Annotated in this window: 23 protein-coding genes, 1 pseudogene and 1 riboswitch; of the genes and pseudogenes, 9 read left to right on the top strand and 15 right to left on the bottom strand. The window is 40.9% G+C overall.

Translation table 11 applies throughout. From position 1 onward, the window contains the following. Window positions 1-2: 2 nt before the first annotated feature. Together HNQ84_RS10285 and tenA are read right to left on the bottom strand one after the other, a co-directional pair. On the bottom strand, window positions 3-593 hold the full coding sequence (locus tag HNQ84_RS10285) for an ECF transporter S component (RefSeq protein ID WP_032100903.1): 591 nt from the start codon (window positions 591-593) through the stop codon (window positions 3-5). After that, entirely contained in the window at window positions 568-1,263 is a 696-nt protein-coding gene (tenA, locus tag HNQ84_RS10290; protein ID WP_435622057.1) for a thiaminase II, read from the bottom strand. The genes HNQ84_RS10285 and tenA overlap by 26 nt, the downstream gene beginning before the upstream one ends. Before the next feature lie 89 nt (window positions 1,264-1,352). Continuing rightward, a riboswitch (TPP riboswitch) is annotated at window positions 1,353-1,460 on the bottom strand. 131 nt (window positions 1,461-1,591) lie between these two features. On the opposite strand from tenA, the gene HNQ84_RS10295 reads away from it, so the two are divergent. Both HNQ84_RS10295 and HNQ84_RS10300 read left to right on the top strand, forming a co-directional pair. Then, window positions 1,592-2,776 carry a class I SAM-dependent rRNA methyltransferase gene (locus HNQ84_RS10295; RefSeq protein ID WP_435622058.1) on the top strand — a complete coding sequence of 395 codons (1,185 nt, stop codon included), beginning with the start codon at window positions 1,592-1,594 and terminating at the stop codon, window positions 2,774-2,776. Between the two features lie 112 nt (window positions 2,777-2,888). Next, window positions 2,889-3,023 (top strand): hypothetical protein, encoded by a 135-nt coding sequence (locus HNQ84_RS10300; protein WP_435622059.1) that lies wholly within the window; start codon window positions 2,889-2,891, stop codon window positions 3,021-3,023. 41 nt (window positions 3,024-3,064) lie between these two features. Here the strand turns inward: HNQ84_RS10300 and HNQ84_RS10305 are convergent, their stop codons facing one another. From HNQ84_RS10305 to HNQ84_RS10320, 4 genes are all read right to left on the bottom strand, one after another. After that, a complete protein-coding gene (locus HNQ84_RS10305) occupies window positions 3,065-3,577 on the bottom strand; it encodes a PepSY domain-containing protein (protein WP_435622060.1) in 513 nt (170 codons plus the stop codon). Between the two features lie 125 nt (window positions 3,578-3,702). Next, window positions 3,703-5,367, bottom strand: coding sequence for a glycoside hydrolase family 13 protein (locus HNQ84_RS10310; protein ID WP_435622061.1), 1,665 nt, complete (start codon window positions 5,365-5,367; stop codon window positions 3,703-3,705). 194 nt (window positions 5,368-5,561) lie between these two features. After that, the gene (locus HNQ84_RS10315; protein WP_435622062.1) at window positions 5,562-7,169 is read right to left on the bottom strand and encodes an MDR family MFS transporter; all 1,608 of its coding nucleotides are present in this window, start codon (window positions 7,167-7,169) and stop codon (window positions 5,562-5,564) included. A gap of 5 nt (window positions 7,170-7,174) precedes the next feature. After that, complete coding sequence (locus HNQ84_RS10320; protein WP_183248299.1) at window positions 7,175-7,618, bottom strand: MarR family winged helix-turn-helix transcriptional regulator; 444 nt, start codon at window positions 7,616-7,618, stop codon at window positions 7,175-7,177. 136 nt (window positions 7,619-7,754) lie between these two features. On the opposite strand from HNQ84_RS10320, the gene HNQ84_RS10325 reads away from it, so the two are divergent. After that, a complete protein-coding gene (locus tag HNQ84_RS10325) occupies window positions 7,755-9,173 on the top strand; it encodes a SpoVR family protein (protein ID WP_183248296.1) in 1,419 nt (472 codons plus the stop codon). Between the two features lie 92 nt (window positions 9,174-9,265). On the opposite strand, the gene HNQ84_RS10330 is transcribed toward HNQ84_RS10325, so the two are convergent. Further along, a complete protein-coding gene (locus HNQ84_RS10330) occupies window positions 9,266-9,802 on the bottom strand; it encodes a hypothetical protein (RefSeq protein WP_435622063.1) in 537 nt (178 codons plus the stop codon). Window positions 9,803-10,098: 296 nt separating this feature from the next. On the opposite strand from HNQ84_RS10330, the gene HNQ84_RS10335 reads away from it, so the two are divergent. Beyond that, complete coding sequence (locus HNQ84_RS10335) at window positions 10,099-10,647, top strand: hypothetical protein (RefSeq protein WP_435622064.1); 549 nt, start codon at window positions 10,099-10,101, stop codon at window positions 10,645-10,647. Window positions 10,648-10,693: 46 nt separating this feature from the next. On the opposite strand, the gene HNQ84_RS10340 is transcribed toward HNQ84_RS10335, so the two are convergent. The 3 genes and pseudogenes from HNQ84_RS10340 to tnpC form a co-directional block, all read right to left on the bottom strand. Next, entirely contained in the window at window positions 10,694-11,209 is a 516-nt protein-coding gene (locus tag HNQ84_RS10340) for an IS630 family transposase (RefSeq protein ID WP_435622065.1), read from the bottom strand. Continuing rightward, window positions 11,190-11,750 carry a helix-turn-helix domain-containing protein gene (locus HNQ84_RS10345; protein ID WP_435622066.1) on the bottom strand — a complete coding sequence of 187 codons (561 nt, stop codon included), beginning with the start codon at window positions 11,748-11,750 and terminating at the stop codon, window positions 11,190-11,192. Before HNQ84_RS10345 ends, HNQ84_RS10340 begins: the two co-directional genes overlap by 20 nt. A 273-nt stretch (window positions 11,751-12,023) precedes the next feature. Then, window positions 12,024-13,457 (bottom strand): annotated as a pseudogene (gene tnpC / locus HNQ84_RS10350) (IS66 family transposase). Between the two features lie 234 nt (window positions 13,458-13,691). On the opposite strand from tnpC, the gene hflK reads away from it, so the two are divergent. Together hflK and hflC are read left to right on the top strand one after the other, a co-directional pair. Further along, window positions 13,692-14,657 (top strand): FtsH protease activity modulator HflK, encoded by a 966-nt coding sequence (gene hflK, locus HNQ84_RS10355; RefSeq protein WP_435622067.1) that lies wholly within the window; start codon window positions 13,692-13,694, stop codon window positions 14,655-14,657. Then, window positions 14,654-15,586, top strand: a complete 933-nt coding sequence (gene hflC, locus HNQ84_RS10360) for a protease modulator HflC (RefSeq protein WP_435622068.1) — start codon at window positions 14,654-14,656, stop codon at window positions 15,584-15,586. Before hflK ends, hflC begins: the two co-directional genes overlap by 4 nt. 4 nt (window positions 15,587-15,590) lie before the next feature. Here the strand turns inward: hflC and HNQ84_RS10365 are convergent, their stop codons facing one another. Beyond that, window positions 15,591-16,049 (bottom strand): methylated-DNA--[protein]-cysteine S-methyltransferase, encoded by a 459-nt coding sequence (locus tag HNQ84_RS10365; protein ID WP_032100914.1) that lies wholly within the window; start codon window positions 16,047-16,049, stop codon window positions 15,591-15,593. 100 nt (window positions 16,050-16,149) lie between these two features. Here HNQ84_RS10365 and HNQ84_RS10370 point away from each other — a divergent pair, with 100 nt between their 5' ends. After that, on the top strand, window positions 16,150-16,398 hold the full coding sequence (locus HNQ84_RS10370; RefSeq protein ID WP_032100915.1) for a YhdB family protein: 249 nt from the start codon (window positions 16,150-16,152) through the stop codon (window positions 16,396-16,398). Between the two features lie 28 nt (window positions 16,399-16,426). Here HNQ84_RS10370 and HNQ84_RS10375 read toward each other — a convergent pair whose 3' ends face one another. The 3 genes from HNQ84_RS10375 to HNQ84_RS10385 form a co-directional block, all read right to left on the bottom strand. Continuing rightward, complete coding sequence (locus tag HNQ84_RS10375; protein WP_435622069.1) at window positions 16,427-17,134, bottom strand: SDR family oxidoreductase; 708 nt, start codon at window positions 17,132-17,134, stop codon at window positions 16,427-16,429. Window positions 17,135-17,206: 72 nt separating this feature from the next. Then, window positions 17,207-18,946, bottom strand: a complete 1,740-nt coding sequence (locus HNQ84_RS10380) for a phospho-sugar mutase (protein ID WP_435622070.1) — start codon at window positions 18,944-18,946, stop codon at window positions 17,207-17,209. Window positions 18,947-19,265: 319 nt separating this feature from the next. Next, a complete protein-coding gene (locus HNQ84_RS10385) occupies window positions 19,266-19,694 on the bottom strand; it encodes a CBS domain-containing protein (protein ID WP_435622071.1) in 429 nt (142 codons plus the stop codon). Between the two features lie 130 nt (window positions 19,695-19,824). On the opposite strand from HNQ84_RS10385, the gene HNQ84_RS10390 reads away from it, so the two are divergent. Next, window positions 19,825-20,253 (top strand): disulfide oxidoreductase, encoded by a 429-nt coding sequence (locus HNQ84_RS10390; protein WP_435622072.1) that lies wholly within the window; start codon window positions 19,825-19,827, stop codon window positions 20,251-20,253. After that, a complete protein-coding gene (locus HNQ84_RS10395; protein ID WP_435622073.1) occupies window positions 20,250-20,714 on the top strand; it encodes a thioredoxin family protein in 465 nt (154 codons plus the stop codon). The genes HNQ84_RS10390 and HNQ84_RS10395 overlap by 4 nt, the downstream gene beginning before the upstream one ends. 24 nt (window positions 20,715-20,738) lie before the next feature. On the opposite strand, the gene HNQ84_RS10400 is transcribed toward HNQ84_RS10395, so the two are convergent. Further along, window positions 20,739-21,140: a DUF5365 family protein gene (locus tag HNQ84_RS10400; RefSeq protein WP_435622074.1), complete on the bottom strand. Its 402-nt coding sequence runs from the start codon at window positions 21,138-21,140 to the stop codon at window positions 20,739-20,741.

Consider the following 21,140-nt stretch of genomic DNA (forward strand, 5'->3'; position numbering starts at 1 on the left):
TTCTATTTATCAAGCGAGTCGTAATCTTCTTTTGTCGTCGGGCGCAACAGTTGCGTCACACCTGTCGCTTCGAGCGCTTTTACAAGCGAATAAGCAAATACGCCAGCAATGATAATCGCTCCAACGAAACGCGCACCGATAAATAACGTTAAATTCCACCATGCTAATTGGTCAATATATCCTTTATAAAAATCAAGAACGAGGGAAGCGATCGTCGAACCAACAGCGGCAAGCGATACAACTGCCACATCAAAACGTTTATAACGGAAAGCAGCGAATACAAGCTCAGCAAGCAATCCTTGCACAAAACCGTAAAATAGCACTTCTAGTCCCCATTCGGAACCAGCTAAAAACTCCCCTGATGCAGCCGCGACTTCCGCAAGCAACGCCACCCCTGGCTTACGAATCAATAAATACGCAACAGTTGCGGCAATAAACCACATCCCATAAATAAGTTGATCGAGATGAAGCCCAAGCGGTTTTACTGCATAGTAAAGCGGTCCCCACACTTTATACACAATACCAAACACAATAGCCACCACAACAGTCGTTAATACGTCTGTTAATTTAAGCCCTTTCGTTTGCATAAACATCCTCCTCTTCAATTGGCCAACGTTCTAATTTGTACGCCATGTCCCAAAATAAATATTCATACTGACTGCTGATCCAAAAATGTTGCTTCATTCGCTCCAACTCTTTTTCACTTACCGTTTTCGCAATGTCATTTAAGCGCGCAATTTGTTGTTCGACAAGCTGTCTAAACCAATCGGAGCCATACGCTTCAATCCATTTCGCATAAATCGGATGATTCGGCTGGCAATGCTTTAACCTCTCACCAATTTCGTAATACAACCAATAGCACGGTAAAATAGCCGCTAATACATCGCCAAAGTGTCCCGCAAACGCTGCCCGATACATATGTGACGTGTATGCATACGCGGTTGGTGCAGGAACAAATGACGCCTTTTCCTCTTCTGTAATACCGAGCTCTTTCATAAATGTTTCATGTAGACGAAGCTCAGCTTCATACGTATTTTGCGCATGATTCGCCATGCTTGCGGTCGTTTGTAAATCATCCGCCATCGCTCCGCCAAGCGCTTGCACTTTCGCAAAGTGTGTCAAATAATATGAATCTTGTAATACATAATACCGGAAACAACGTAAATCAAGCGTTCCTTCTCCGAGCTCTTTCACAAACGGATGATGAAAGCTCGCTTCCCAAATCGGATCGACAGCTTTGCGCAACTGTTCTGAAAACAACATTTCCTCTCCCCCTTAAGAAAAATAAAAAACCACTTTCTTTTGCGCAAAGAAAGTGGTTGTAAACGATGGAAATTGACATATAGACACACTTCGCACCGTCTCCACTTCCCTACGCTGGTATGATCCAGATCAGGTTCTAAGGGTCTCAAAGGCACACTTTGATCTCAGCCTATCTAAAGGCCCCCCTAGTGGAATACATTTGTATCATTCACTTTGTCACTAATATTAGCATATTTCATTGAATTGTCAAATATTTTTATCCATATTTGCGCGCATCGTTTTCTTCCTGTATGCTAAAGTAGCGAATATATAGTCAGGAGTGGGATGTATGGCAAATGTATTTTTAAAGCGAAAAAGAAAAAAGCGGCTCGAGCTTGGACATCCGTGGGTGTTTCAAAGCGAAGTCGATTATATTGAAGGAGATTTTGAACCGGGTGATTTCGTCAACGTATATAACCACCAACGTCACTTTTTAGCGAAAGGATATATTAACCCAAAATCACAAATGATCGTGCGCGTGCTGACGCAAAATCCAAACGATGAATTAGATGCGCAATTTTTTATGAACCGCATTCGTCAAGCGTGGGCGTATCGCGAGCGCATGATTCCGGGCGTTCGTTCATGTCGCGCCGTTTATGGTGAAGCCGATTTTTTACCTGGGCTCATTGTCGATAAATACGAAGATGTGCTCGTTGTGCAAATTTTATCGCTTGGCATGGAAAAAAGAAAAGAATGGATTTTACAAGCACTTCTTGACGTTTTTCAACCGAAAGCGATTTATTTACGCAACGACGTCCACGTGCGCGAATTAGAAGGATTAAAACAAGAAAAAGGATTTTGGTACGGTACGTGCGATACGAACGTACAAATTGAAGAAAACGGCGTGAAATATATTGTCGACATTGAAAACGGGCAAAAAACAGGGTTTTTCTTCGATCAACGTCAAAATCGTGCTGCGATCAAGCCGCTTATTACAAGCGAATCGACCGTGCTCGATTGCTTTACACATACAGGTTCATTTATGTTAAACGCCTGCTTATATGGGGCAAAACATGTGACCGCTGTCGATATTTCCGAACACGCCATTGAAACTGCAAAGCGAAACGCCGAGTTAAACGGATTTACAAACGTCGATTTCGTCGTTGCAAACGCGTTTGACTATTTACGTGAATGTGTGCATGAGGGAAAAAAATGGGACGTTGTCATTATTGACCCACCAGCGTTTGCAAAATCCGCTCATGCGGTGCCAAAGGCGCTTGCTGGCTATAAAGACATTAATTTAAACGGCTTAAAGCTCGTCAAAGACGGCGGCTTTTTCGTGACGGCAAGCTGCTCGTACCATGTGCATCCTGATATGTTTCAAGCAATGGTTGCGGAAGCCGCGTTTGATGCAAAGAAAATTTTACGTCAAATTCATTGGAGCGGTGCAGGGTATGACCATCCGAAACTGCTTGCGGCTGATGAAGGAGATTATTTGAAGTTTGCCATTTATGAAGTACATTCTCGTAAGTAACAGGTTGGTGCACGCCAACCTGTTTTAAAATGGACAAAATCTCGATGCACACATCTCGTAAAAGTGAGATATACTATAATTGAAAACGCTTTCTTTTTGTGAGGTGATTACGATGGCATTGAAAACGATTTGCCCAAAATGTTTTGGGAAAAAGAAAATAAAAGTTTGTTTGTCGCTTTATAAAACATGTTCGACTTGCAACGGAACAGGAAAAATTCAACAATCGTCAACAAAACGAATTAGTTAAAAAGCACTTCGCACCAACCATTGATGCGAAGTGCTTTTTGTTTATGCCACCGATTTTCGTTGTTTCGCTTTCGCTTGTGCACGTAAAATTTTCACAGATAAATAAATACCCGTCCCTGTTAAAATGATAATGGAAATGGCAGCTGCATCGATGATGAGACGATTCCAAATCCCAAGTTTCCCAACATGAATCGCACGGACAAACGAGGCGAATTTGTTCACTTCTTTTTTCACAACTGTACCGTCTGGCGCAATCGTCACTAACGTCCCATCTTTATCGTTTAGCCGTACCATATACATCCCATGATTCATCACGACACCAACTTCATCCATTGAAAACGCACCGGATTCACTCGCTTTTTTTACCGCATCGATCATATGTAACTGTGCATGTCCATGTCCATCACCATGCGCATGCTCATGATTTCCATGCGAATGCCCGCCCATTCCCATTAACCAACGCTCTGTTAACAACAATCCTGTCACCGCTTCCAAAAGTAAAAATACAGAACAAATGAGTCCAATCCATAAGTGCAAATTGCGCGTTTTTTTCATTTGTATTCCTCCAACTTCATTCATGTTTTACAAATGTAAATGTAAAATATGAAAATGGGAGAAGTTTGAAAAGTAAGTGAAAGAAATGTGAAATCCCCTTTTCCATATCGGAAAAGGGGATTTCGTTATTTCATCAAATATACGCGCGCTTCATACGGACGCAATGTAAAGCGTGTTGCATGTTTATGCGGCTTCACATCGTAGTTTGCTAGCACCAATTGCTCGCTATTTAATTTCAACGAATCATAGCGATACATCGTTTTACGGTCTGTTAAGTTCACGATGACGATCGCTTTTTCTTCGCCGAGTGTACGCGTATATGCATAAATCGCTTTATGATTTTCTAATATTAAATCATATGTTCCGTAAACAAATACTTCATGTTGTTTTCTTAGTTGGATCATGCGCTTGTAAAAGTTTAGTACAGAGTTCGGTTCGTTTAACTGCTTTTTGACGTTAATTTGTTTATAATTTTCATTCACACCAATCCACGGTGTTCCAGTCGTAAATCCGGCATTTTCTTCATCCGACCATTGCATCGGTGTGCGTGAATTATCGCGGCCGTTTTTCCAAATCCATTGCATCACTTCTTCGTGTGAACGACCTTTAGCTCGCTCAATGCGATAATAATTTTTAATAGCGACATCGTCATATTCATCAATCGTTTCAAACCGCACATTCGTCATGCCGATTTCTTGTCCTTGGTAAATAAACGGTGTCCCTTGCATGAGAAAATATAATGCCCCTAACGCTTTGGCGCTTTCAACAAGATATTGTTCATCATTTCCCCATGTCGATACGGAACGCGGCTGGTCATGATTTTCAAGAAATAGCGCATTCCACCCAACACCTTCTAATCCCTTCTGCCATTTTGTTAATACCCGCTTTAATTTCCGAACATCAACACCGCCATCTGTTCCTTTTTGCCAAAGTCCAAGATGTTCAAACTGAAAAATCATATTAAAAATGCCATTTTCTTCACCGACCCAATCTTCTGCTTCCTCGACCGTTACTCCGTTCGCTTCGCCGACTGTCATAATGTCATAACGCGCAAACGTTTGCGCTTTGAGTTCACGAAGATAGTCCATGATCCCTTCTTGATTCATATGTCCATCAAACGAAGGGACATAGTCAAGTCCTTTTGGATTTGGTAGATCAGGGAGTCCTTCTTTTTTCTTAATATGTGAAATTGCATCAACACGGAACCCATCAATGCCTTTATCAAGCCACCAGTTAATCATATCATATAACGCGCGACGAACATCTTCATTTTCCCAATTTAAATCCGGTTGCTTCGTCGCAAACACGTGCAAATAATATTGATCGGTTTGTTCATCATACTCCCACGCTGAACCGCCAAAAATGCTTTCCCAGTTGTTTGGCTCTTTGCCGTTTTTCCCATCGCGCCAAATGTACCAATCGCGCTTTGGATTGTCGCGTGATGAGCGCGATTCAATAAACCATGGATGCTCATCGCTCGTATGGTTAATAACAAGATCTAAAATGACTTTCATGTCGCGTTTATGAATTTCTTCAAGCAACTGATCGAAATCTTCCATCGTTCCAAACTGTTCCATAATGTCTTGATAATCGCTAATGTCATAGCCATTATCTGCATTTGGCGATTTATAAATCGGACAAATCCATATGACATCGATTCCAAGGTCTTTTAAATAGTCAAGCTTTTGGATAATCCCTTGTAAATCACCAATCCCGTCTCCATTTGAATCCATAAAGCTTCTTGGATATATTTGATATGCAATCGCTTCTTTCCACCAAGCTCTTTTCACATGAAATCCTCCTCAATTGACTCAAAATAAATCGCTTTCAATGATTATTACTCTTTCATGTTAATATACAAATTGCTTTGTTTAAAGAGGAAGTTGCACTTTTTCATAAAAAATTTCGTTTTATCTGTGCAAACGTTTCACTTTTTTATATTATAAAAGTAAACGACCGCTTTGGCGATCGTTTGCTTTTATATTTATTCCATTGGAGCCGTTTTATTGTGCGTACGAGAAATTGTAATGCGGCCGATGAACATTGCAAAAACAAAACCGATGCCAACAAAAATTAACCCATATAAAAACACATCGCTTAACGCATCAACGAGCGTTTGTTTTAATACAGGTACAAACATTTGTTGCATTTGTTGTGGAATGTTTTTTAACGTATCCGGATTTAAAATGACTGAATATACACTTTGTGGATTCGATTCAACGAGTTGTTTAAATGAATCCGTCATCGCATGCGCTTGTGCTGGTAATTTCTCTAACAGCGGAAGAAACTTCGCTTCTAATAAATCTTTCGAACGATGGTTCATAATCGCTCCTAACAACGTTGCCCCAAACGTTCCACCAATTTGACGGAAAAATTGACTCGATGATGTCACAATACCGAGCTGCGATTTTGGAAATACTTCTTGTAACGCTAATGTAATGACCGGATTGACAAATCCTAGTCCAAAACCGAGCGTTGCCATAAATAACATCGCGGTCCACTTATTCGTATCGACGTTCATCGTTGACAATAAGAAAAAGCCGAGCGCCACAAGCACCATTCCGACAATGACTTGCGGACGAACGCCAATTTTTTGTACAAGTCGTCCGCCGATCATGCTTGCAATAATGAGCGCAAACATCATCGGAAACATCATCGTTCCTGATTCGGATGGGCTCATGCCGATAATGCCTTGCATAAAGAGTGGCACGAACATAATTGCTCCAAACATACCGACAGACATAAAAAAGCCGACACTATTAAGCACAACAAATGTTTTATTTTTTAATAAATGCATTGGCATAATTGGCTCTTCTGCTTTTCGTTCAACAAATACAAATAAGCTAAAAAAAACGACAGAGCTAGCTAATAAAGAAATGATTTGCCACGATATCCAATCGTATTTATCGCCACCAAACGTTAAAGCAAGCAATAACGAAACAACCGCGACAACCATTGTAAACATGCCGGCTAAATCAAGCTTTACTCGCTCAACTATACGATGATTATGCAAACCGATTGAAATGAGCACAATCGCCAACACACCAACAGGAAGGTTAATATAAAACACCCAGCGCCAATTTAACGAATCAACAATCCATCCACCGACTTGCGGACCGAGAATAGATGCCAAGCCAAATACGCCACCGAACACACCTTGCCATTTTGCGCGCTCTGCTCCTGTAAACAAATCACCGATGACAATCATCGCCATCGGCATCATAATGCCTCCCCCAATGCCTTGAATGGCGCGGAAAATAATGAGCTGAGTCATCGTATCCGCCATGCCACATAACGCTGAACCAATAATAAAAATCGCTAATCCTGAAACATAGATCGACTTTCGCCCAAATAAGTCAGCAAGTTTCCCTGCAATCGGGACAATCGTTGTTGATGTGAGCATGTATGCGGTTGTTAGCCATGCCATCATACTTAATCCACCAAGCTCGCCAACAATGCGAGGCAACGCTGTGCCAACGATCGTGCCATCGAGTGCCCCAAACAACATCGCCACAAGTAATCCGGTAATTAAAATACCTCGTTTTTGTTGTATATTTGCAATACTTGTTTGTATCGCTGCTTGTTCTTTCATATATCTCACTTCTCCTCTTTCTCATTTATCGCAGCAATTTTTTCGATAATATAGACAAACTGTTCAAGTTCATCGAATTGTAATTGGCTTAAATAACGCTCAATAATTTTTCTTCGCTCCGCCCGTGCATGTTGAAGCATTTCTTTCCCCTTTTCAGACAATTGTACATACACGACGCGACGATCTTCGTCATCTCGTTCGCGTAATACAAATCCGCTTTTATATAAGCGATCAATCATTGTCGTAATGGCGCTCGGTTTGACAAACATTTCGTCCGCCAATTCGCTCACTGTACATTTCCCACGCTTCGACAACAAGTTTAAAATAAAAAACTGCGGTTTCGTTAAGCCAATTTCCTCCTTAGCTAAGTCAGCTGCCAATTTGCGAAGGGCTAACGAAAACGCATGCTCTAATCGTTCAACAAGTGCGGTGAACGGCGTTTGCTCCATACACATCCCACCTTTTTTAACAATATAAATATTTAACATAGTTAAATATACATGAAAGAAAATATAAAGTCAATGAATCATTCTTGACGTATCAAATGATGTGCTCGCTCATACATTGTCATAAGGAGGGAGTGCGATGAAACGAGATGAACAAAAAGCATTAGAAAAAGCCATCGCGGAAATTACGGAAATTGCCGAAGGGTTTGGGCTTGACTTTTATGAAATGCGCTATGAAATTTGCCCAGCTGATATTATTTACACATTTGGAGCATACGGCATGCCGACACGTTTTTCACATTGGAGTTTTGGGAAACAATTTCATAAAATGAAACTTCACTATGATCTTGGATTAAGTAAAATTTACGAGCTTGTCATTAACTCCGATCCGTGCTACGCCTTTTTATTAAATACAAATACGCTTATTCAAAATAAATTAATTGTCGCACACGTCCTTGCTCATAGCGACTTTTTTAAAAATAACGTTCGCTTCAGCAACACAAAACGAGACATGGTCGAAAGCATGGCGGCAACAGCGGAACGAATTAAGCATTATGAGCACGAATACGGGAAACAAGAAGTCGAAAAGTTTTTAGACGCTGTATTAGCCATTCAAGAGCATATTGACCCTTCGCTTCTTCGACCAAAGCTTTCATGGACGATTGCTGATACGGAAATATACGAGGAAGATGATGAAACACCAAAACCGTCGCCATATGACGATTTATGGTCGCTTGATGAAAAGAAAAAAGCACCACAAACGCGAAAAAAACGAAGAAAATTTCCTCCGCAACCAGAAAAAGATTTACTATTGTTTATTGAAGAATATAGCCGTGAGCTTGAAGAATGGCAGCGCGACATTTTAACAATGATGCGTGAAGAAATGCTTTATTTTTGGCCGCAGCTCGAAACGAAAATTATGAACGAAGGCTGGGCAACGTACTGGCATCAACGTATTTTACGTGAAATGGATTTAACGAGCGATGAAGCGATTGAATTTGCTAAATTAAATGCTGGCGTTGTTCAACCTTCCCGAACGGGTATTAATCCGTATTACTTAGGATTGAAAATTTTTGAAGATATTGAAAAGCGTTGGGACAATCCGACAGAAGAAATGAAAAAACTTGGCGTCAAACCAGGTTCAGGACGTGCAAAAATATTTGAAGTACGCGAGCTAGAATCTGACATCTCCTTTTTGCGTAACTATTTAACAAAAGAACTCGTCATGCGAGAAGATATGTATTTGTTCCAAAAACAAGGAAAAGACTATAAAATTGTTGATAAACATTGGGAACACGTGCGCGATCAGCTCGTAAACATGCGCGTCAACGGGGGATTTCCATATATTACAGTCAATGACGGCGACTACATGCGCAACGGGGAGCTATATTTAAAACATTCGTACGAAGGCATTGAACTAGACGTCAAATATTTAGAAAAAGTGCTTCCGTACATTTATCAACTTTGGGGGCGCGCCGTTCATATGGAAACAATCATCGAAAACAAGCAAACGCTGTTCACATACGACGGACGAAACGTACAACGAAAATATATATGAGCTATTGATTAAACAATTAACAAAAAGTTTACATTTTATGTAAACTTTTTGTTCTTTCTCTGAGTAATTACATAAAGCCTGTGTCACAGCATTTATTTAATTAAAATCTTACCTGTGTTCTTAAAACGTTCTATAATGACAAATAGTCGAGAATAGCAATCTTGAATAGTTTTTTCATTCCTAATATTATTGTAAAGTCCTATACCAAAGTATGTATCTCTATAAAATCCTACCACATAGTCCCTCGATTTTATGATGTGAGCGTCTTCATAACTTAATTGGTCATCAAGAAACGCCAAATAGACCTTTTCAGAATCAATAAAAACAAATGGAATAGGGGATTCCCAATAAATTTTAGCATACTGTGGCTCAGCTGCTTCTCTTAAGTATTTTTTGGTGATAAATACACTATCCACCTTTGTAACAAATTTTTTTTGCAAAACGTCTTCCAGTGACATTTGAATGAAAGAAACATTCTTTTCCCTAATCTTAGGAATATCTCCAACAACCCCAATTTTTAGTTCTCGCCCTAAATAAACTGGCGAATGAAAATTTGCTCCCTCATTTGCTTTGTTGATCAAGTACGAAACAGAGAACATTAATATAACTATTATGAATAGTTTTCTCATAAGTCCCTCCTAAATGAATGATAATCAAAACAATTACATTATACCAATAACCATAATTATAAAAAATAGTTTTTTTTTGTATTTTATTTGTTAGTATTATATTAGTTGCTATCCAAATGATAGCTTAAAAACTTAATTTTTTATATGGAGGTAAATAATGAAAAATATCCTAGTTATCAATTTTTTTATTATTCATTTTGTCAAATTTAGCCCCAATCAACAACCAAGTTTATGCAGAAGAAAATAATGATATTAGAAAATTTGTTGAATTAAAGGAGAGCGATGTATTCACTCCTATGACTGATGAAGAATTAGATAAGATTAGGGATTCTGATGAAGACTATCATGTCGAGTTAACATATGAACAAGCTGTTGAGAGAACAGCAGAAATAACTGGAAAATCAGTTGAACAGGTTATGAAAGAAAATCCAAATGTTGAAGCCGAATTTATCGATAAACAGCATGTAATGAAAATCGCTAGTTCAACATGTACTTGGCATGAAACTTCAACTACACACAAAGTTTACAGCTATAATGCCAAATTAATTGTTATAGTAAAAGCTTGCAGGGATGGCTCTTTTGGATGGGTAGATGTTAATACTAAACCAATGTTACAGGAATTTCAAGCAGGAAGTAAGTATTTCCAAGGAACTATACAGGTCGATTTAGAGCCAACTGGTTATTATTACGTTATAAATGGAAGTTTTTACAATAACACTACCGTAACCCATACTGGAACAACAGGTGCTAATACAATTTGGACAGCTACATATACTGTAAGTACAACATCTAATTACTACGGTTCATTATATACAGGTGTTCAGTGGAAGGCTGTCATCTATTAAATACAATGTAACTATATACATCCAAATTGACATTTTAACCTCTGATTTACGCAGTACACCCGATGCGACGCAACACCTCATCCGGGTGTTGTAGAACGTACTGTTCGAAACGAGTAATGGATTGGGCAATGTCGTTTTGATCCTTGTGAAAAACGTTGGCAATCACTTCATCTTTCAACCACTTCCATAGCCGTTCAATTGGGTTCAACTGTGGAGAATACGGTGGCAAAAAGATGAAATGAAACGCATCGCCTTCCTCGCCATCAAGAAAGGCTTGCACCATCTTGGCATGATGAATGCGTGCGTTGTCCAACACAAGCACGAGGAATCGGTCCGTATATTTCTCTTTCAATCGGCGCAAAAAGTCCAGGAACGTTTCGGCATTGGCAGATGAAGCACGATGGAAAACCACATCGCCTTGTTGAACATCGACGGCGCCAAAAATGGAAACGTGGTCATGATGACCATAGCTTGGCACTTGTTTTTGATTCCCTACTTCTGCCCATGTGGTACGTAGCGCTTGATAAGCGCGAACATGTGTCTCATCCACATAAAACAGCATGGCATTCTCGGTAATTAGTTTTTTTTATAAATTCGAGTTCCTTTTGAAAAGCAGCTTGATGTTCTGGATTCGCTTTCACAAGCTTATAAGTCGGACGTGTCCATGACAAACGAAGACGATGCAATAACTTACGAATGCCTTCACGTGACATCGAAACGCCATAGGTATGGATGTAAGATTGTAAAATACGCGTGTTCCATGATGAAGCAATGCCCCAGCCAACATCTACAGGTGTGGTGGTTAACACGAGTTGTCTAATTTCTTGTTGTTGTTCTTCCGTCAGAAAGGGCACGCGACTAGGTGGCAAACGACGATCGAGTAGATGATCGAGCCCACCTTGATTAAAACGTGCAACGTAGAGGACAACGGATTGACGGCACAGATTGACCATTTTGGCCACATCTTTGCCAAGATGACCTTCCATGACAAGACGAACAGCGGTCACCCGAACGCGAAGGGAAGCATCTTTGATTTTCCGTTCTTGTTTCCGAAGGGTTCGAGGCGTCCAGCCGTGATCATTTGTGATTTTTAGACGTTTCATGTCCTTTCCGCTCCTTTTACACATGAGTATTTAGGAGCAGTATAGCCATGAAAAAAGGGGTTCATACAGAAGTCATGGTTTTAAGGTGCATGTATTCATGGTTTTAAGGTGCATGTATATATATAAGTTGTGGTTTTGTTTTAGATGGCAGTATTTGCTCTGCTTGTCATCGTGCCAGTTTGTTCGGTGATAAGAACGGAGTAACTATTCACCCCAATAGTAGTATGTAAAGAAGCGCAACACAAATAGGGCATCCCCGTGATAGAAAATGCACTAAGTGGTAGAAAGAACACGATCTATCGTTTCGCCTGTCAACAGAAGACATAACGAGTCCCACACGTTTTTTTCGTGTTTCGTCAGTGTGGAAACGATGCTTCTTGTGATGCAAAACGACTGGGCGAATGTTTCTTCGCGAAACGTACCCGAAATGTTCTCTTTGACTTTGACCATGCGAAGATCGCGTTCGGCTTGGTTGTTGTCAAAGAGAACATGCACTTCACGTAAGAAACGCAGCGCTTCTTCCTTTCGTTTCTGAAGCCGTCGAACAAAAGCGAGTGCTTTTTTCGGAAGAGGCGTCTTCGTTTCCAATCGGTGCTGTGCTCTTTCTAGCATGCGATCATACACTCGTTCCCATCGTTTCGCTTCTTTTTCGGAAAGTGCATCGTGATGGGCTTCGACGGCTTGTTTGGCGGCTAACAGAAACGTGGTCATGCGCGATGCCCATGTATGCCCTTGTTCGATGAAGCCTTTTAACTCACGCAAATGATGGGCGTGACAAAGGGCATGGGTGGCTTGCGTGTATTTTGGATACGTACCGAACCCATCGTGCATCATCGTTCCTTGATATCGGGGAAGAATCCCAATGTCATCGGTCGCTTTCTTTCCGCGAGAAACGTGAGGAGCCAAGTACGTATATTTCGATGTACACGCAACATGCACCCATGCGAGTTTCCCATCCATGCGCAAACTCGTTTCATCGACATGCAGGATGTTGGATTCAAGTAAGGCGTCTTCGATGATGTCCATATTCGATTCTAGCGCTTCGCGTCCTCGTTTCACCATATTGGCAAGGGTTCCTGTACTGATTGAGTGTTGATATCATGCTTCGATCGTATCACTCAAACGTTTGTAAGGGATCAATTGGATATGGTGCAAATATACAGCGAGCGCCGTGAGCCGTGGACCATATTGCACATGATTCGTGACATGGGATGGGAATTCGGCTTGTTGAACACATCGGCAATGTGGGCAGGATTTCACTTCACGTTCATGTTGTGTCACTTCGATCGTCACGGGAGGGAGATCAAACACTTGACGGACATCGATTTTGAACGGTTTGACCTCACGCAAAGAAGCCCCACATCCTTGACACGCGTTCACACGATGATGTGGATGTTCCACTTGATGGAGCGTCGTTCCTTGATGCCCTTCTTGTCCGCCTGGTTTGTTGCCAGATGGCTTGCGAGAAGAATGGGTGTGAAAACGGTCAGAAGATGGAGGCAAATGGCTATTGGAGCTGTTTTTTTTCGTGCGTGCTTCCAGCTCTTGAACGCGATACTTGAGTTGTTCATTTTCTTTGCGCAGCTGTTTGTTTTCGTGACGCAAATGTTCATTTTCTTGAACGAGTTGATGAATGAGCTGTTTCTGTTGTTGAACTTTGCCGATTAAGCTCTCAACTGTAAATACAGCTTGTTGTACCGTCAACATGCGATTCACCTCCTTGTCTATCAATATTCACATCATAGACAAGAAATACAAAAAATATTCAGCTCACTTTATGATGTGGCTGAATAGTTACATGGCAATGATAAATTAATGTAACTCTCTTACATATATTTTTAAAACCGTATGAATTCACTCAACCAATTAGTAGCTCTTTTATTGAAACTTTTTTCTTTTTTTTCCGTACATACATATAAATAACAAGAAAGGTGGGTTTATATGGGGAAACGTTCAGTTACAGGAATGATCATCGGGACAATGGCTGGTCTTTTTCTTCTTGTCGTTGCATTAACATCATGGTACACCGTCGATGAGTCAGAACAAGCGATTATTTTAACGTTTGGTAAAATCGATGAGGAAGTGACGACACCCGGACTACATTTTAAACTTCCTTGGCCGATTCAAACAGTAGAAACGTTATCGCGCGAAACGTTTAGTTTACAGTTTGGATACAAAGAGGAAAACGGAAAAGTCGTCGCCTCAAACAAAGGGGATACAAAAATGATCACCGGCGATGAAAATATTGTCCTCGCTGATATGGTCGTACAATGGAAAATTACTGACCCTGCGAAATTTCTCTATCGTTCATACGAACCGGAACAAATTTTATATAATGCGACATCTGCTTCTTTACGTAGCGTCATCGGTAGCTCAAAAATTGATGATGCATTAACGTCGGGCAAAGCGAAAATTGAAGCAGATGTGCGCGAGTCACTGACCGCATTAATGAAAAAGTATGATATTGGTATTTCGATTTTAGCTGTGAAGTTACAAGACGTTGACTTGCCAAATGACGAAGTGCGCAAAGCATTTACAAACGTTACTGATGCACGTGAGACGATGAATACAAAAATTAACGAAGCGAATAAATATCGCAACAAACGGACGAAAGAAGCCGAAGGGGAAAAAGACGCCCTCATTTCCCAAGCCGAAGCTGATAAAGTAGCGCGGATTGAAAAAGCACGGGGGGATGTCGCCAAATTTAACGCCTTATACGAAGAATATAAAAACGCGAAAGACATTACAAAACAGCGACTAATGATTGAAACGCTTGAACAAGTCCTACCGTACACGCGCATTTACATTATGAACGACGATGGCAATACGCTAAAATATTTACCAATTCAACCGATCGAAAAACAAACGACGGAGAAAAAGAAAGAACAAGGGAGTGGTAATGAATGACAAACTTCCAAGACGATCAAAACATCATCACCTTGAAAGATAAACTTCCGAAGAAATGGTTTCGGTTTATCATTAGTGGCGGCATTGGACTTATTTTACTTATCGTTATTTTAACAAATATATACATCGTTCATGAAAATGAATATAAAGTCGTACGTCAATTTGGCGAAATTGTTCGCATCGATCAAACGCCCGGATTACGCTTTAAAATTCCTTTTATTCAAAGCGTGACATCATTGCCGAAAGCCCAAATCTTTTATGACGTCGCGGAAGCGGAAATTAATACAAAAGATAAAAAGCGAATTCTCGTCAACCATTACGCCATTTGGGAAATTACAAATCCGAAAGAGATGATTCAAAACGCTCGGACATTGGAAAATGCAGAATCAAAAATGGATGAATTTATTTTCTCCATTGTCCGCACCGAGCTTGGACGGTTAAATTACGATGAAATTATTAATGATGAGAAGTCATCACGCGGCAGCTTAAACGATGAAGTAACTGCAAAAGTAAACGAGCTGTTACAACAAGACCGTTACGGTATTCGTGTCGTCGATGTACGCATGAAACGCATTGACTTGCCGGAGGAAAACGAACAGTCTGTTTATAAACGCATGATTTCTGAACGCGAATCAAAAGCGCAAGAATATTTATCAATGGGAGATGCTCAAAAACAGCGTATTATTGCTCAAACAGACCGCGAAGTAAAAGAAATGCTCGCCAAAGCGCAAGCGGATGCTGAACGTATTCGCGCAGCAGGCGAACAAGAAGCAGCGCGTATTTATAACGAAACATTTGCAAAGGATGCTGAATTTTATTCGTTTTACCGTACGCTCGAATCGTATAAAACGACGATCGGCGAAGATACGGTCGTCATTTTACCAGCCGATTCACCTTACGCGAAATGGCTATTGGGGCAAACGCGCTGAACTTTCAGCGCGTTTCGTGCTCAAGTAGCCATTTTTTTCGCTCTATTCCCCACGCGTATCCACCAAGTTCTCCACCCGTGCGAATGACACGGTGACAAGGAATGACGATCGTGATCGGATTGTTACCGACAGCATTGCCAACGGCTCGCACCGCTTTCGGTTGACCAATTTGTTTGGCAATATAAGCATATGAAACCGTTTGTCCATAGGGAATCGTTTGTAACGCTTCCCATACACGCATTTGAAACGGTGTGCCACTCACCCGTAACGGAATCGAAAACGACGTTCGCTTCTTTTGGAAATATTGTTCAATTTCTTCTAGCGATTGCATGAGGGGCTCCGCCACTTTTTCGTTCTGATCTCCACCTTGTTCAACGACATCAATCCGCTCAATTCCGTCATTCGTTCCAACGATTTGTAACCAACCGATCGGTGATTCATAATACACAACGTGTTTATTCATGTCCAACTCTCCTCTGCCAAATCGCACAACATTTACAGCGAGAAAAATGACCGTTTTTTCATAAACTACATATAGCTCCTCACGATAAGGAGGGTTTGCAGTGCATACAGCCGATTACGACAAGGCGCTTTATTATACGTACCGATCGGAATGGGATCATTTACTCATTCTTATGGTACGCACAAAAGACGATTTACTTTCAAAAAAAATTGAACAGTTTCTTCATGCATACAACTTCGAAAAAGATTATACTGTCGTCCAAAAGCGATTGAACGCATTGTTACGTTACATCGATCATGCGTTAGACGTATATGAACAAGAGCCGACGCTTACGATGGAATATAATTAGAGCGAAAGGGATGATCTCCTTTCGCTTTTTATATGACGGGATACGTTTGAATGAGCGGATGTAATACAATTTCATCCACTAACATATGTTTCGGGGCACTCGCCATATAAACGACCGCTTCAGCAACGTCTTCTGCCTTCAGCCATTCTGCTTTTTCAGGCAATCCTTGCGTAGAGTTGGCGAAGTATGTATCAACCATTCCAGGATTAATTGTACCAACGCGAATGCCGTATGAACGCACTTCTTGTGCTACACTTCCCGAAAATCCTTGAACGGCATATTTCGTCGCTGTATATGCGGAACCGTTCGCAATCGTATACCGACCAACGTCAGACGAAATCGTAATAATCGTTCCCGAACGTTGCTTTTTCATGTGTGGAAGGACGGCTTTTGTCCCAATAAATACCCCTTGTACATTTACTTCAAATAGTCGCTTCCATTCTTCGACTGTCGTTTCCTCTACAGGTTTAAATACACCGATACCCGCATTATTCACAAGTAAATCAATGCGGCCGAATGTAGCGATGGTCGCTTCGACCACTTCGTTCATTTGTTGCTCGTTTGATACGTCCGCTTGAAACGTTTTTACGTCTTTTAATTGCTCGTTGACGCGGTGAATATCCGGGGAGCTGCCAATTAATACGAGCTTCATTCCTTGCTCTGCCAACTTATGTGCAATCGCTAAACCAATCCCGCGCGATGCACCTGTCACAATAGCCACTTGTCCTTGTAACAAATGAAAATCACCCTTTCTACGTTGTCGATTCTATGTTACTCGTTCCTCATTTAAAAAACAACTGATAAGGCATTATACCTTATCAGCCGTTAACACATATACTCGCTCCATGACCGCTGTTTCTAATTGCTCTAACTGTTGCTTCGCTTCGGCGAGCGTTCGCCCTTTGACACCAAAATAAAATTTCATTTTTGGCTCTGTGCCAGACGGACGCGCACAAAACCATGATCCATCTTCTAGCACATATTTTAAGACGTTCGACTTGGGTAGATGGATCGTTTCTTTCTTACCCGTATCTGCATATACGCGCTCACTTACCTTATAGTCTTCACGAATCACAACGCGTTGATTAGCAACAACGGCTGGCGGTTCATTACGAAATGTCGCCAGTAGTGCGTCGATTCGCTCCGCCCCCTCTTTTCCTTTCAGTGTGAGTGAACGCAACCCTTCTTGATAATATCCGTATTGTTCAAACAATTGCATCAGCGCCTCATATAAAGATAAGCCTTGCTTTTTGTAAAACGCGCACATTTCAACAGCAAGTAATGCTGCTTGAATCGCATCTTTATCGCGAGCAAAGTCACCAATTAAATAACCGTAACTTTCTTCGTAACCAAACTGGAATATATACTCCCCTGTTTGCTCGTATTGTTTAATTTTTTCACCGATAAATTTAAACCCTGTCAATGTATCCATCGTCTCGATCCCAAATGACTTGGCAATCGCACGACCAAATTCAGATGTGACGATCGTTTTGAACACAACCCCATTTGACGGCAATATCCCTTTTTCTTTCTTTTGTGAAAGAATGTAATGAAGCAACAATCCACCTGTTTGATTGCCCGTTAAAACGACGTATTCCCCTTTGTCATTTTTTACCGCAATCCCTAAACGATCGGCATCAGGATCTGTCGCAATTAACACGTCCCCATCCACTTGTTTTCCAAGCTTAATCGCTAACTCAAACGCTGCGTGCTCTTCTGGATTTGGTGATTGTACGGTTGAAAAATTCGGATCCGGTTGTTCTTGTTCTTTCACAACAAATACGTTTTCATAGCCAAATTCTTTTAGTCCGCGTTGCACAAGCTTATTTGCTGTGCCATGAAGCGGTGTAAAGACAACTTTTACATCGACTTCATGGGAAAGTTCTGGGCGAAGGGAGATCGTTTTTAACTTTTGTATGTATGCATCATCAATCTCTGCACCAATGATTTGAATCAATCCTTTTTCTTTTAATACGTCTTCTTGTTCAACTGCAAGTTCCCATTCATTTTCAATCGCATTGACATGTTCAATGACGACATCAGCAATATGTGGCGGCAACTGTGCACCATCTTCTCCGTATACTTTATAGCCGTTATACTCTGGTGGGTTGTGGCTAGCCGTGATGACAATGCCCGAAAAAGCATGTAAATGTCTTACAGCAAACGAAAGCTCTGGCGTCGGGCGAAGCTCATCAAATACGTACGTTTGAATGCCATGGGTCGCAAGCGTTTTTGCAGCTTCCATCGCAAACTGTTGCGATTTATGGCGCGAATCATAGGCGATTACAACCCCTCGTTTCTTCGCTTCCTCGCCAAATGATTCGATGTACCTCGCTAACCCTGCCGATGCTTTTCGCACCGTATATATGTTCATACGGTTCGTTCCCGGTCCGATTTCCCCACGCATACCTCCTGTACCAAACTCTAACGTTTTATAAAAACAATCTTCTAACAATTTTTCATCTTTCTCTAGTTGTTGTAAGTTTGAACGCAATTCTTCATCTAACTGTGCCTGTTTCCAGCGTTCGTACACCATTTTCCAAGTCATATTTATCCCTCCATATCCGTTGCTCATTGTAACTTATTCTCGTCTTTTTATACAAATTCCTTTTTTAATACGAAAAGCGCAAAGCGCCCGCCTATCGGCGAAGAGCGCACAAGCCCCACCGAGGAGAGCTCAAACCAAGCGGTCGCTTGTTTCTGCGTGGGTAATATCACTGAAGTATCTCAATGTGTCGTCGCCGCAGTGTGGGGCGGAGCGACTCGAGCCGATGGCGCTTGGAGCTAGACAGCTCCCTAAATCCAAAATTTTATACTTTTAATTAATTATAAAAAGGAGCTCCTTTAAAAGAAGCCCCTTTCTCCGTTTAATGATATGAAGGTTCGGAAATCTCAGATAGCGCTTGTTCTGCTGCTTCATCGTACGCTTGGTTTGTAGCAATATCCCCAAGTGCAACAATACCACAAAGGGCATTATTTTGTACGATCGGCAAGCGACGAATTTGGTTTTTCGCCATCACTTTTGCTGCTTCATCAACGCTCATGTTCGGTGTACCTGTCACGACATTGCTTGTCATGACTTGTGAAACAGGCGTTGAGGGGGTTAACCCTTGCGCAGTCGTACGAAGAGTAATATCACGGTCAGTGATCATCCCTTTGACTTTTCCGTTTTCAACAACAGGAATCGCACCGACGTTATGTTCGTTCATCAGCTGTGCTGCCTCTTGAACAGATTGATCTGGTGTGACCGTTGCCACTTGACGCGTCATAATTGATTCAACTGTATAATTCAACATGATCCTCCCCTTTCGCTTCTTATTGTGTACGTTCAATCGTTCATTATGTAAGTAAAATGTAGTCGGAATTTACATCATTTCTTTCCATGTACTATAATGAACAAAGAGTAAAAAATAAGAAGGTGGAATCATGACGCGGAAAGAAAATCATTTATTGGCCGCTTGGATTGTTGCGCTAATTGCTACACTTGGGAGTCTTTATTTTTCTGAAGTATTGAAATTTATCCCATGTGAACTTTGTTGGTATCAGCGCATTTTTATGTATCCGCAAGTGTTTTTGCTCGGCATGGCCGTCGTGCGAAAAGAGTTTATACTCGCTCGTTATACGCTTATGTTGTCGATCATTGGTGGCATAATTTCTTCATATCATTATTTAATTCAAAAAGTACCGTTTTTTCACGACACTGCTCCGTCATGTAGCATTGTGCCATGTACGGGAGATTATTTGAACTGGCTTGGGTTTATTACCATTCCCCTTTTAGCGCTAATTGCCTTTGTTTTCATCAGCATTATTAGTTATCGCGTCATTCGAATGGAGAAAGAAGGGAAATACATATGAAAAAGTTGCTTATTTTTGGAGGTATTATCATCGCTTTATTTAGTGCGCTCGCTTGGATTACATCGTATACACAAAAACAAAAAGCTGAAGGCAATCCATTTGGAAAGGAAGAATTGCACCCAGCTACGATCGATCTTCTTGATGATCCGAACTATCAAAACATTATTTTACCAGATGAATTAAAAGAAGCATTAAACGATAAGAAGACGATCACTGTTTACTTTTATAGTTCAACATGCGAATTTTGTAAAAAGACAACGCCAATTGTCGCTCCGTTGTCAAAAGAAATGGGAATTGATTTAAAGCAATTTAACCTTTTGGAATTTGAAGAAGGCTGGGACGAGTATCATATCGAGGCAACGCCGACAATTGTTCACTTCAAAAATGGCAAAGAAGTGGCGCGCATTGAAGGATACTATGAAGAAGACGTATTCCGCAAGTGGTTTGAACAGATCAAATAAAAAGCCTTCGTTTTGAAGGCTTTTTTACATCACCCAAGTGTGAACAGGCTTCATATACATGCTTATATACTCATCTTTTTGATGCAAAAAATGTTCAAGAGTAAGTGGAAAACTAATGCCATGCTGTTCGAGCTGTTCAATATTGCGCTGAAAAAGCTGTTCATAATCAGCTGAATGACGATGGAATGAAATAAACTCAATGATGGCTTGTAACGATTGTAATGCAGAAATAATCGTAAATGCCTCTTTCAACGTTCCGTCATATGCGGAAGATTCGAATCTTAATATGCCGAGCGATTGAAATGTTTCAATTTCATCATCCGTAAAATATTTTGGAAAAATACACGTATAAAACTGTTCAATAAGCGAATGAATATATTGCTTTTGCTCTTCCGTAGCAACATAGACGGTTTTCAATTGCCTCAC

The organism is Anoxybacillus eryuanensis, from assembly GCF_051200995.1.
Taxonomy (GTDB): Bacteria; Bacillota; Bacilli; order Bacillales; family Anoxybacillaceae; genus Anoxybacillus; species Anoxybacillus tengchongensis.